The organism is Lacrimispora amygdalina, assembly GCF_900205965.1.
GTDB classification, from domain to species: Bacteria; Bacillota; Clostridia; order Lachnospirales; family Lachnospiraceae; genus Lacrimispora; species Lacrimispora amygdalina_A.
Window position 1 is genome coordinate 1 of record NZ_OAOF01000022.1, and the last position, 14,613, is coordinate 14,613.

Here is a 14,613-nt window from a genome sequence, read left to right on the forward strand (position 1 = left end):
TTATTTTTTTTTTTCAAGCAGAAGACGGCATACGAGATTTCTGCCTGTCTCGTGGGCTCGGAGATGTGTATAAGAGACAGCATTATATCTTGTTGTGTTAATTGTGCTGACCATATAACGGTATACTCTCCAGTTACACCCATAATAGTCCTAAGACTAACTAATTTTTCTTGACCACTCTCTTCTGATTTGCTTTCTTTAAAAATCATTTTAAAAGGTGTGATATTCTGATCTAAAATACCATATTGGGCAATGGCCATTAATACAATATTGTTATATGCAGTATCATTTCCTTGTAATTCTACAGAAATGATAATCTTATTCCTAATTCTAATATACATCTTCTTACCACAGAAAAAGAAATTCTTTTCACCATAAAGATTAATACATTCAGAAAACGTTTCTCTGTATAATTGTTCAATCTGCTGCTTTTTTATACCATCCATATTCTTATCCTCCTGTATTTATTATGATGGAAAATTCTCAAAAGCAGCGAATGCCTATACTGTTTAATAAAGATAAATTCATTTACAAGTAAAAACATACACTATTGATTATATTCTCTTGTATTCATTATTTTATTATCTTAAAATTAATTGAAAGAAAAAAAAAGGATTGCTCCTTCTTTTTTATATCAATTAATGTATCAAATTATAAAGTACTGAAAATTGCTTTATACTCTTAACACTATCATAAATATTATTCTTCATTTTTACCTATATCTATAATTTTGATCTCTTCTCTTACTTTCCTTTTCTTCGATAAAGTAAATAGAATCATTACAACAAATATCAGTATGACTATTGTTCCAATACTAAATGCAGCTATTGGATTCGCCTTTAACCACTCTATAAATTTTTCTAAGAATTCATTTTTTGATACTTGAAGCGTATAGGTTGCTGTTGCTTTCATTGTATAAATTGTGTTTCCAGGAGCCTCTTCATTAACATATGTACAGTGATAATATTTTCCATCTACAGCAGGTAACAATGCCTCTCCTCCATAAATAGCAATAATATTATGTATGAGCTTTTGCCCATAAGCTGTAGCATTTCTATATATTTCTCCATTACGGGTATAGGCCTCACCAGCCCATTCAATTGAAGAAATTTTATATTTATCGTTTGGTAAACCCAAATAATCAAGAAAATCTTCTTTGTAGTTTATAAGTGAATCAGACTTTGATACCTTTGTATCGCCAAGCATAAAATAATCTGCATCATATTCACTTATCGTAATTGGAAAGGTAAATGTGTCAACCCATCTCTCTGTATCAGTTTTGACTCTCATTAAAGGTAGCTCAGCCGTTATTACTTGACTTCTGGCATTATCCGTTACCTCTACATCACTTGTTTGAGGTATATCATTCAGCCACTCCACATCATTTAATTCGACTTCTGATTCTACATGCTGCGTGCGCTCTTCAATTCTACGAGGAAGAAGTTCCATTGTCTTAAGCTTATATACCTTATTATTTTGTTCCATTGTTTCTTTTGGTGATTCAGCCTTCGTCTCATCGACAAAAGCCGGAGAATCGTATATAATAGATTCTCCTTCTGTATACTCTGTATGAATTACTTCTGTTAATATATTCGATAAAGTATATATTTTATCATTCTCAGTAACTGTGGAAGTAAATCGATCTGTCACCTCTTCCTCTTTATCGGTTGTTTTGTATTCAAATTCCCGCTTTATTTCTTTATTATTTAAAGCCAAAGTATCAGAGGCGAGAGCATTAGTGCCAGTTCCTAAAACAAAAGCTGTTCCTAATACAATAGTTAATGCAAATAATTTATTTTTCATTATGACGTTTTCTCCTTATCAGCATTATGATTAATCCACAAGCAGCAGCTATCCATCCGATAACAATCAGCTTGAGCCTAAAGCCATCACCAGTTTTACCAAAATGGAGAATTCCATTGTCATCAATCCATGCATATCCCTTACCATTTATATTTCGATCATAGGTAGCATCAATTTTACCAATCTTTTCTTTATCCCGTGAGTTATACATAGTTGTTTCTCCATTAACCTTTCCATCTCTTACTGTAAATGTAATGTACCTTTTTTTATCTAGTCGGTAGCCGTCAGGAGCTTTTACTTCAACTACGGTATATGTATCATCATAATCTGGCATAAAAACAAAGATACCATCAAGACCTGTTTCACCTTCAGTAACTTTATTTCCCTGGCTATCATAAATTTCAAGCTTAGCTCCCGGAAGCAATTCTAATGTGTTTATATCTTTTTTCATAATATCAATTTCCGGTTTCTTATAATCAACTAGATTTAAATTCCCAGACACAATTCCATCAGAAACAGTAAATGAGTATATCGTATTATCAAGCATATATCCTTCTGGTGCTTTTGTTTCCCGATATGTGTAAGTTCCACTATTAGGCCTTGTAAATGTTGCTTCTCCATTATTATCGGTTATAACTGATTTATATTTGTTACCATGCGAATCATAAATTGTATATTCCGCACCAGGAATACCCATACTCAAGGATGCTGAATCTGTTTTCCGAATTGTTATAGTTGGTTTATCAGGATTGTGATCTTTGTCCTTCTCCTTATCTACTATATGTACCATTTTAATAGTGCCATCTTTATTAGGCGAAAATGTCTGGTCCGGTGCCTTGGCCCATCCTTCGGGTGCTGTAACTTCTCTAACCGTATATACCTCATCTGGTATTATGTAGATACCTGTAGATGGGAACTTAGAAATGATCTCATGAGTCTTTCCCTCTTCGGTTTTCCATTCATCAACAATATTTCCTTTAGAATCTATTATCTGTAAAACAGCTCCTCCAAGGAACTGATCTGGATTTTGCTCTTCATGTTTTTCATTCTTCCATTTTAAAACAGTTATTTTAAGCGTATCATCCTTGACGTCAATTTTATTAATTGTATCATCTTTTGATACAGTGAATTTAACATCCGATGTATATCCATAACCGTCAGGTGCATTATCCTCATGTATATAGTAAGTTTCTCCTGCTTCTAATTTTCCGATTATTTTATGAGGCTTATTTGTAGATATAAAGCTCTCAACAATTGATCCATTTTTATCGATTATCTGGATATTTGCGCCGGTAAGTTCTTTACCCGTTGTTATTTCAGTCTTTGTAATTTCTACATGTGTGGGCTTATCAATCATTTCTACTTTGTTTATAGTTCCATCTATTGATACTGTAAATGAAACTTCATTAGAATATGTATATCCCTTTGGAGCGTATATTTCTCTTAGTATATAGGTCTCACCAGCAGTTAATTTTCCTACAATTTTATGTGCTTCGTTTGTTGAGGTCCACTGTTCAATTATTTTTCCTGTTTTATCAACCAGTTCTAATTTTGCTCCGGAAAGTTCTTTACCTGTTGTTATATCGACCTTTGTAATTTCCACATTCGTTGGTTTGTCCTTCATTTCTACCTTGTCTATTGTACCATCTTTAGAAACAGTAAATTTAATATCTTCTGCAAAAGCATAACCGTTTGGTGAACTTATTTCATGAAGTGTATATTCCTCTCCCGCTATTAATTTCCCTTTTACTAAGTGCTTTTCTTTTGTAGACTCCCATTCTTCAATAACTTTTCCTTCTTTATCAATGATTTGCAAATGTGCACCCGGAAGTTCTTCATTGTTTACAAAATCTTTTTTTGATATAATGACCTGGGTTGGTTTATCCTCCATTTTTACCTTATCAATGCTTCCATCTCTTGAAACGGTAAACAGCACATCTTCTGCTAAGGTGTATCCATTTGGAGTACTTTCCTCACGTAATATATAAGATTTTTCAGCAATTAATTTTCCTTTTATGATATGTGGTTCTTTTCCTGATACCCATTCATCAACAACAACCGGGTTTTCGGTATCAGCTACATCAACAATTTGTAATTTTGCTCCTGGAAGTTCTTCACCAGTAGTTATATCAGTCTTAGAAATTTCGATATGGGTTAATTTATCCTCCATTTTCACTTTATCAATTGTTCCATCAGGAGATACCGTGAATTCTATCTCATTAGCATAAGCATATCCATCAGCTGGGTATGTTTCAATCAATTTATATTTTGACTGATTATCCCACTTACTATCGCCATCACGATCTGGTGTACTTGCAATAAGAATCCCTTTTATTACATGAGGTTCTTTTCCAGAAATCCATTCATCAATGATATTTCCTTCCATATCCCTAACCATCAAGTGAGCTCCTTCCAATTCTTTCTGATTCGTAATATCTACTTTGGAAATTACCACATGTGTAGGTTTATCTTTAACAAAGAGTTGATTGTTCTCTACTATTTTGTTATTAACTGTAATATTTCCATCATTCTCAACTTTGAATGTGATATTAGACACATACGCATACCCGTTTGGAGATACTTTTTCGGTTAACGCATATTCCTTACCTGCAATCAGTTTATTTTCAATTACATGAGGCGAAGTTTCATTTGAAATCCATTTATCAATGAGTTTTCCATCTTCATCTTGTACTTCCATTTCTGCACCAGAAAGTTCATATTCACCTGTAATGTCAGTTTTTGTAATTGCCATAATAATTGGCTTATCTACCATTTCAACAGATGTAACTGTATTATCACGATTTGTTTTAAACTGCACATCATCTGCAAAGGCATAGCCATCAACAGGTCTTATTTCATGTAAGTAATACACTTCATCTGCATTTAGAAGCCCAGTGATATCAACTGTTTGGTTTGATGTAAACTTAATTAAATCTCCTTGCTTGAAATCATTCGTATCTTTAATTGCAATAACAGGTTTTTTATCCTTATTCATAATTTGCAGAATAGCACCATTTAGTATAACATGTGTTCCATCTTCATTTAATTCTGTTGATTTTTTTGTGATTCTTACTTTGGTTTCATCATCTTTAAGTATCACGATTAAGTCATCGTCTTTTGGCACTGTAAACTGTTGATCGTTAGCGTAAGCATAACCATCGGGAGAAATCATTTCTCTCAGAGTATATGTTTCGCCAGCTCTTAATTTATTCAAGATTTCATGCCTTGTTCCATTTGATATCCACTCTTCAACAACTTCTCCTCTCCTATCAACAATTTGCAGTTTCGCACCCGGTATATGATTACTATCTTCATCAACTTTATCAATATAGACTTTTGTAAAGGTATCATACATAACAACTCTATTTATTGTTCCATCTTTATTAACAGTAAAAGTGATATCATCTGCATAGGTATAACCATCTGGTGGTCTAACTTCTCTTAAAATATAGCTTTCTCCCGGAATTAAAGTCGTTTTAACTGTGTGTTCTTCTGCTCCGGAAGTCCATTCTTCCAAAAGATTTCCATTTAGATCCAAAACTTGCAATATTGCTCCAGGTAATTCCTTATTGCCTGTAATGTATTGTTTTGAAATCTTAATCGGATATTTTCGGTTTTTCATATCAAATGATGTCACTTCACAATTTTCTCCTAACGTGAATCCAGATTGTGATAATGAGAATTGTGTTCCATCATTCATAACAACTCGTTCTGCTATTTCATAACTTTCATTTCTTTGGAATATAGTGCGCTCACTATCTAGATTCCTTGTATTGGAGAAATATATATTAGAAATAGATTCTTTTTTTGTTATTCCATCTGGTAAATTGATAGGATTTCCATAATCATTCATGTTTCCTGATTGAACTGAAAACTTGAAATCATCGGTTACAAGTAGCTTTATTGAATATTTTGTATTATATGGAAGATCACTTATTACTAGATAATCCGATCCAGTCAATGCAACATCAAAGGTTTTTTCGGTTCCATAAGCATCAAAAGCATGTGTTCCATTTTTTTCGTTCTTAGTCCTATAATTGTATCTTCCGTTTAAAGGATTTCCATTTGAGTCAGTTAATGTAATACGATAGGTAAAAGAAGCTAATTCATTCGTTGGATCATTTCCAATAACATCATTAAATAAGACGATCTTTGAAGTATTCTTTAACATTCCAGTACCGTCATTAATTGCTACTGGATTCATATATGAATAAGATTTGTCTTCTATTGCAACTTTCTGATTGATCTTTCCATATGCGGTATCTTTTATTGTTGCCACAAACTTAATCGTACCTTTTTCTTCTGTAGTTGTCCAATGATATCTTCCATCTGAAGACTGCTCTACTTCCGGCTCTGTGCGTATGATATCCGTTTGATTGTCTGGACTCAAAATAACGTTTTTCCCTTTGCCATCATATTTGATTGTATAAACAACCTGCAGACCTCCAGTTACCGCTTCATGGTCCTGTCCGGTAATGCGTTTTCCATACTGCGAATTGACTACTGTAATTCCTTGAGGATCTGTGGATAAAGGATTTTCAATTGAATGTATATTTCCATCAGCCTCCCATTTTGCTATAATTGCACCATCTTTATTAGTAACTAAATTTTCTACAGTTGTTGCACTTTTGGGATAAATTTTTAATACTCCTTCACTTAACTTGGCAACAAAAGTTGTACTACGTATAATTGTTTCTGAATTATCTGTAAATCTTACAGCCTCATCCAGACGATATGTATGGCCGTCAGTAATTTCATTATCCGTTAGTGTAAAGCCTTCCATTGCAGTTCCATATTCCTTTGACGTTCCATCATATAAATCAGTAAGGACTGTCTTGGCTCCGGCATATGTCCTGGTGGCAAAGTTTACTTTTTCCACTGCTCCAGTCACATTATTGGGAACAAATTCTATGTACGCATTATTGGTTGGATCTGTCCAAATTTTATTAATACTTTTTCCATCAGAAGAAATTCTAAAGAATATGTTATCTGCTTTTACATATCCCACTGGTACACTTGTTTCTGAAAGCATATAATTCTCTGACCCGACTAATCCTTTTGCAATATGGGTATTATTTCCCAGAAGAGTTGTCCAGGAATCTATCTCTTCGCCTGCTGCCTTCCAGGTTCCGTCTTTATAAGCCGCTTTATGGATTGCCAAAGTTGCTCCAGCAACTCCTAAATGAGTGTCAAAATCAGATTTGGATATTGTAATTGCGGTTTCTTTATCTGTAACCGTTATAACTCCATCAACATTTGCTGCGTCATTTGGATTATAAGATGATGCATATTCAAGATGATCTGTACCTTTGAATGTAAATTCATGGATCTCACTATTGATTTGGTATCCTTTAGGTGGATTTATTTCTTCAATCGTAAAGGTATATGGTTCGATAACACCGTCTTTACCAATTTTTCCGATTTCATCGACAATTAAAGTTCCTCGTCCCTCATTATCCGTTATGATATAACCAGCTGTCATTCCCGTTGTTTTATTTTTTATAATAAACGAAGCTTCTGGAAGTCCTTTTCCTCTTTCGTTATTTTTTTGCACTGTCACTTTTCCTGGCATAGCTTTGTTTACAATATTAAATTCTGATTTCTGGTTACTTACTTCAACCTCAATTGGCTCCGCTGTTTTATAGTAATCTGGAGTTTTTGTTTCTACCAGATAGTAAAAACCATCTTCCACATCTTTTATGGTGTGCGGTTTATAATCACCTACCTGATATTCTTTTGGAATTCTTTCTTTTTGTTCATCTTCTTTTGTATATACACCATCATTACCAGTTGTCCAAGAAGTAACTAATGTTGCAGAGTCAGGAACAGAGCCATTTTTAAAGAGTTCTTTATAGGATTTATCAAATTTTTCTGTACGATAAAGCTTTAATTCAGCTCCTTTTATTTCAATACCAGTATTTCCCATCATAATTTCACTATTTCTTATTCCTGCATAGTATAAACCATCAGATGCTTGAGCCATTTTAGTTACAACTAGCTCTCTTTGCTTATTAAGCATTGTATAACTTTGTATGTCGCCTGTTTCCTTAACTTCCATCGGTTTATCTGCTGTCTGCATAAATCCTTTTGGGACTTCTGACTCATGTAAGATATAATTTCCAACTGGAATATAATCAAAACGATGCCGTCCATCAACCGTATCATACGATACAACATTCTTATATTTTCCGGAATAGTCATTATGATAGTTAAATTTATATTCAGAAATATATTTCTGTCTTCCACTGCCATCGAAATCATTACCTCTATATGTACAAATGTGAATATTGGTACCAGTACTTGTCAGCCAAATCTGATTATTGGGTTTTCCTGACTTGCGTTCTGCCGTTAGAGTGATCTTGTATGAGAATTTATCGATTTCGGAATCTTTATTCCTATTATTGTATGCTTCAGCAAATCCTTCAGGTGCATCAGCTGGAATGTTTCCGTTTTCAATTAGCACTTTCGTACCATCAGATATAATCCATTTTTCCTTAGTGTCTGTTGCTGACTGACGAATCGCAGTTCTTTCTGCTTCCCAAGATACAGAGTCAAAATCAGGTCCTTTTTTCTCAGAAACCAATGTCTCATAATTTTTCATGAAATTACGGTAATCAGAAATATCATCCGTTTTCCACTCTGAGATTACATTTCCAGCCACATCTTTTAGCTGTAGTCCAGCCCTATACATATTAGGCATGACTACATTATTATTTCCGTCATTATAGTATTTTTCAACTTCAAGTTTTGTGTGATCGTCACTGATTAATACAAGTTGCACATCATCTGTTTTTCCGACCTCTACTTTTACATCTTGAGCAGTGATATATCCATCAGGTGTATATATTTCGGAAATAATATAATTTCCAGCAGGTAAGTTCTCGATATAAATTGGTTCTGAAGTATTAACGGTGATATAACTTCCTCGCTTTGCATCTACATGTTTATTATCATCTGAAACAAACCCTGTAGACTTAATCCAGTTTTCATAGTCCGTGTTATCTTTATTATCACCATAGATAGCCAGAACAGCGTCAGGGACCGTTTCAAATGAGTAACTTCCTTTCGGTTCATTTACGGATGTTTTAGTTCCAGATGCATCGGTTTCAAGTTCACCGTCTTCGTATCGGTTGAATTTATATTTATTGGCTGCATCAATTTTAGAAATTTCAACTTTGATTGTTTTATCCACCATCTCAGTAGATTGTACTGTCTCATTTTCCCTCACAGAAACACCAACTGGGAATCCTTTAGTATATCCAACTGGAGAAGAAAGTTCTTCCATAATATATTTTCCAACGGGTACACGTTTAATGATATCAACATTTCCACCTTTTTGAGTATTAATATTCGTACTTGCTTTATAAGGGTCATTTGATGTATTGTTGGTCTGTTCTATTGTAGCTACTTCTTGTGTATCAAAAGGATTATTAGGAGTATTTTCTCCTGTCATCCAGGTGTTTTCAATAATATAAGCTTCGCCTTGCCTGTAATAGAGTTTATTATCTGCTGAATGGATATCACCGCTGCCATTCCAGAATTCGCCACCATTTGCATTAAATGTAACGGTTATTGTTTTTGTCTGCCCTGTGACCGTTTTATCAGAATACCATTTCTGCTTCTGGTCTTCTGTCATTGATGATCCCGCTATTTTCCATAACGCATTAACAGAACCTCCATCTGCTAAATTCTTAGGTTCAATGAGCCAACCCGCGAAAACATATCCGTTCCTTCTAGGTATTGGAACTGTGTTACCACCATTTGCTATATAATTACCATCAATATCAATTGTTATCTTTAATTTTTGTGATGTTGAATACTGATAATGTGTACTCTGATCAAATGGATCGTCGGCATCTCCATTATATAAATTCTCATGATTCTTAATCTGGTATGAGTTTTCGTTGTTATTATCTAACTCATCACTATATCCATACCCTAAATAGTCTCCATCACGGTCGTATCTGTCACTTCCTTTTATATAGGTTCCATTAGTTTTCTGGTAATAAATCGGAAGTCCGTTTTCATCATAAGTTGGGTTTAATTTTTTAGCAAACTCTGTACCTGTATAAGTACCAGTTGTATATTCCTGGCTTGTATCTTCATTGATAGAAGCGATTCTGTTGGTTTTTATTTTTTCAAATGTTTCTGAACCAGTACCATCTTTGCTAATATTGACTGGCCAAACATAAATCCTTCCATGAGTGCTATAAGATTTATTACGAATTTCTTCATTAACACGATTGGGTTTAGATACATCTTTATTAATCTCGTCTTTATTTATTTCTTCTGCAACATACGCAATACCTGTCTGAGGATCTACCATAGCATCTCTTTTTCCTTCTTCATCTAGGTGGTAGATCACTGTACCTTCTCCTACCTCAATTGTTTTGGTACGCGCATTGTACTTTATTTCATTATAGTTCCCTCCGTCAAATTCAAAAACTGGATTTGTATCACCTTTTCGGAAAGCAAATATAGTAAAATCATATTCGTCCTTTTGTGTTACATTTACTACATTTCTATATTTATCAAACCCATAAAGAGACACATCTTTGTCGTATCTATCAAATCCAAATACCTTGTCAATTTCTTTTGTATTATCGGAAGCTTTTGTGTAATACGTGTCATTACTCGTGATATTTAAGTCATTGAAATTATAATAAAGAATTGGTGTGTTTCCACGTTCTACTGATTTTGCAATCCAAATACCATCTCCAGTGTCATTAATATCGTCACTTACATCGTAAGACATATCACTTGCCGCTTTACCATTTGAAAGAACATATTCTATCTTATTGCCCGCATATCCTTTTTCTACATATACAGAGATAACATCTCCGTTTGAATTTCTCTTTACCATCACTCCAGGAAACCTATCATCACCATTCAAATCTATATTACGGTATATTTCTACAGCATCATATAAGGTCATGACCGCACCTGCGACATAACGATTATAGTCGTCTGTGGTTTCAAGTTTTTTGGTTATGTATCCATATCCTTCAAATACTCCATATTCATTATATTTAATATCTACAATTTCATTATTCTTTGATTCTTTTTCTTTTCTTGATTCCAAATATTCAAGAGTTCCTTTTTTCCAACCATATCCCAAATAGGTTCCATTAGGTGCATAAGCTAGTTCTATATTTTCAGTACCATAGATATTGATTAATTCAGTAATTGAACCATTAATCCTACCTGACCATTTATAGGTAATGTTATCACCAACATCCATTTCATTGTAACTATTTGGATGCAGACCTTCATAATCTCCAATAGATGTTTTGATTTTAGAAACTTCAAGACGAATCGGTGTATTGTTTACATACACGCGTGCTGTATCTGTAACATCTTGAATTTTATTTATATTTGAAATTGTTTGATCTACCTTCTCCATAACGTTTGTAATATCTTTATTATTAGAAGTAGCAAATGCATTCATCGGAACGTAAGTTAATATTGATGAAATTGAAATTATATTTGCCATCAAAAAAGATAACCATCTTTGTTTCACTTTCTTATATTCTAAATTCATTTAATCCTCCTTATATACAAATGGTTTTAATATCATATCTACATTAATAATGTAAGAAGTAAACATTTCTTGCTTAATTATCTTATTCGTACTTTCTTTTTTATTTTTCAATACAATTATTACTCCGCGCGTATTTGTTACATATTATCTTTGTTAAATATCAAAAAAGGAGGGTTTTATGAATTTAATCGAAACAAAGAATGACTTATTTTCAGTCCCTCAGGGATACTATTTAGCACATTGCATTAGTTCTGATTTTTCACTTGGTGCAGGTGTAGCGAAAAAAATCGATGAAATATTCAACATGCGAGAAAAATTAAATAAACAAAGTCACTCTTTTAAAGGAAGAGTTGGAATTGCATTATGTATAGACAATGTTTTCAATCTAGTCATTAAAAAGGTAAAATACGATTCTGCTCAATATTCTGATTTAGAAGATGCCATCTATGATATGAAATACCAAATGGAAGAAAAGTACATAACAAAACTTGCCATCCCTCATATTGGTTGTGGTAAAGAAGGTTTTGAGTGGAGCATTGTCAGAAATATTTTAACGGATGTATTTGATGACATGAATGTAGAAATTTTAGTTTGTTCATTATAAGAAAGGATTATATTATGTCAAAAACAATAAAACCAAGATACTTAGTAATGGTAACTGCAAATAATAATAATAAATATTATAAACAAATACCACACGGAGATACCTGGACTGCTGAATATGGACGTGTTGGCAGCAGCCCTCAAACTGCAGAATACTCTATGGGTAAATGGGAAAGCAAATACAAAGAAAAGATCCGAAAAGGATATGTTGATCAATCCGAATTAATTGAGGATTTAATTGCAATTGATAAAAGAAGTGATAATACATATAAGGTGATTGAAGATCAGGCAATTGCCGAAATCGTTGAAAGACTCCAACAATTAGCCAGGCAGGCAATATCTGAAAACTACACGGTTGCCTCTAATAAGGTAACAAAAGCAATGGTTGATGAAGCACAAAAAATACTCGAAAATCTTGTAATAATTAAACGTGTTGATTTATTTAATGATGAATTGATTCGCTTATTCTCTGCCATACCCAGAAAAATGTCCGAAGTGTCTTATTTCCTAGCTACAACAAATAAAGATTTTTCAGAAATAATAAAAAGAGAGCAGGATTTACTTGATGTCATGAAAGGACAAGTCGTCCAAGTTGAAGCGGAGAAAGAAGAAAATACGGGTATTGTAGATGACAATCAGAAAACTATATTGGAAGCATTAGGTATTACTTTTGAAGTATGCGAAGAACAAGATATTCAAATTATAAAAGATTCTCTCGGAGAAAATAAGCATCGGTTTAAGCAGGCTTGGAAAGTAACAAATATTCGAACGCAGAAACGATTTGATGAATTTACAGCATCAGAAAAAATAAACGAAATCAAATACTTATGGCATGGCAGCAGAAACGAAAACTGGTGGTCCATTATAAACAGCGGTCTTGTACTTAGGCCAACTAATGCAATTATAAATGGAAAGATGTTTGGATATGGAATTTATTATGCTCCGCGAGCTCAAAAATCTATTGGCTATACATCTTTAAGTGGCGCATATTGGACAAGTGGCCATGCAGCCACAGGTTTCCTGGCTTTGATGGAAGTCGCATATGGTAAGCCTTATGATGTATATTCTTTTGATTCAAAGTATTATGATTTTAACTATGAAAAATTACAAAAAACTTTAAATGGAGCAAATTCTTTACATGCGCACGCTGGATCTATGCTTAAAAACGACGAGATTATTGTATATAAAGAAGAACAATCTACCATCAAATATTTAGTTGAAATATATTAAACCAGGACTTTCCTGGTTTTTTCATTTTTATAGGAATCATACAATTAAATATAATGCCTATATCAAAGCTTCACTCATACTAAAAATAAATGAATTAAGAGGTATTATATGAATATATTTGAGTTACTTAGAAATAAATTATCGAACAAACAATTGGATTATACAGCAGAGTTTGAAGATTCTACATGGAGAAACGAACAAATTATGCTAGGTAAATTATCCGGCGTTGATACGTCTATCTACAACCAATCTGGATTAAGTCCAACATTAATGGAAGTTGCAAGGGAGCAATTGGAACTTGGTTCTGCTCCTTCCTCTATTACTAAAGTTGTGGATGCTTATTTATCAGGCAAGATTAACGAAAAAGAGTTTGAAAATTTATGCGAGAACAGCATTTATGTAATTGATTTAAATTATTTAAAGGAAAAATTTTATGTAGTTGAAAATTCAGAAGAAAAGAAAAAATCTCATCTTTACCCTTCCGCTTTTTATGGAGCTTGTTTTGGTGATATAGCAGGCAGCGTATATGAGTTTGGTTTTAATTACAAAGAACGAAAGAACTTAAACTTTGAAAATTGTATATGTGAAGAAAGTTGTCCGACTGATGATACTATACTTTCCTGTGCAACAGCAAAAGCATTAGAACAAAGACTTGTTTTAAAAGAAATACCGCCTTCCTTATCTGATTTTAATGAACAAAACACCTTTCCATTTGCATCAAACCCATTTACAGAAGTATATAAGAAATATGCTCATATGCCATTTCCTGGCGCTTCTTATGGCGGAGGATTCTATGGCTGGGTACACTCAGAATGCTTAACTCCTTATGGGAGTTATGGAAATGGGTCCGCCATGAGAGTTTCTCCTATTGCTGAAATATTCGATGATTTGGAACAGGTGATTTTATATTCCATAGCAAGTGCCTCTGCTACTCACAATCATATGGAAGGTATTACTGGAGCAGTTGTTGTTGCAGTTGCCATTTGGATGGCCAAACATGGATATTCAAAAAGGCAAATTTTTAATTATATTATTGGATATTATCCTGAAGAAAGAACGAAAAAGTATATTTATCGAGGAGTCGCATTAAAAGAATTTACAATGGACGAATTAAGATATGCTACTGGCCCTACACTATGTCAGTATTCTGTCCCTGCAGCAGCCATCTGTTTCTTTTATGCTGAAAGCTTTGAAGATGTAATCAATAATGTTTTGTCTTTTGATGGCGATACCGATACTATCGGAGCGATAGCCGGAAGCATAGCTGGAGCTTATTATGGAGTACCAGATTATGCGATCAAAGTTGTAGATGAACGCAAACCAAAGGATATTTTTGATGAAGCCTTAAGATTATTAGAACAAAAAAGCAGAAGAAGCTGATGCTTCTTTTGCTTTGTGTAATTAACTAGTATATACTTTCGTTACTTAGCATTCTA

General features: G+C 33.5%; 5 protein-coding genes. 3 read left to right on the forward strand and 2 right to left on the reverse strand.

The window, feature by feature from the left end; all coding sequences use genetic code 11:
- Window positions 1-699: 699 nt before the first annotated feature.
- Together CRO04_RS21610 and CRO04_RS21615 are read right to left on the reverse strand one after the other, a co-directional pair.
- Window positions 700-1,803 (reverse strand): hypothetical protein, encoded by a 1,104-nt coding sequence (locus CRO04_RS21610; protein WP_097006322.1) that lies wholly within the window; start codon window positions 1,801-1,803, stop codon window positions 700-702.
- A complete protein-coding gene (locus CRO04_RS21615; RefSeq protein WP_097006323.1) occupies window positions 1,793-11,344 on the reverse strand; it encodes a SpaA isopeptide-forming pilin-related protein in 9,552 nt (3,183 codons plus the stop codon). The genes CRO04_RS21610 and CRO04_RS21615 overlap by 11 nt, the downstream gene beginning before the upstream one ends.
- A gap of 178 nt (window positions 11,345-11,522) precedes the next feature.
- On the opposite strand from CRO04_RS21615, the gene CRO04_RS21620 reads away from it, so the two are divergent.
- The 3 genes from CRO04_RS21620 to CRO04_RS21630 all read left to right on the forward strand — a co-directional run bounded on the left by CRO04_RS21620 (window position 11,523) and on the right by CRO04_RS21630 (window position 14,557).
- On the forward strand, window positions 11,523-11,948 hold the full coding sequence (locus tag CRO04_RS21620; protein ID WP_097006324.1) for a macro domain-containing protein: 426 nt from the start codon (window positions 11,523-11,525) through the stop codon (window positions 11,946-11,948).
- A 14-nt stretch (window positions 11,949-11,962) separates the two neighbouring features.
- On the forward strand, window positions 11,963-13,177 hold the full coding sequence (locus tag CRO04_RS21625) for an ADP-ribose polymerase (RefSeq protein ID WP_141401014.1): 1,215 nt from the start codon (window positions 11,963-11,965) through the stop codon (window positions 13,175-13,177).
- A gap of 108 nt (window positions 13,178-13,285) precedes the next feature.
- Window positions 13,286-14,557 carry an ADP-ribosylglycohydrolase family protein gene (locus CRO04_RS21630; protein ID WP_097006326.1) on the forward strand — a complete coding sequence of 424 codons (1,272 nt, stop codon included), beginning with the start codon at window positions 13,286-13,288 and terminating at the stop codon, window positions 14,555-14,557.
- Window positions 14,558-14,613 lie beyond the last annotated feature (56 nt).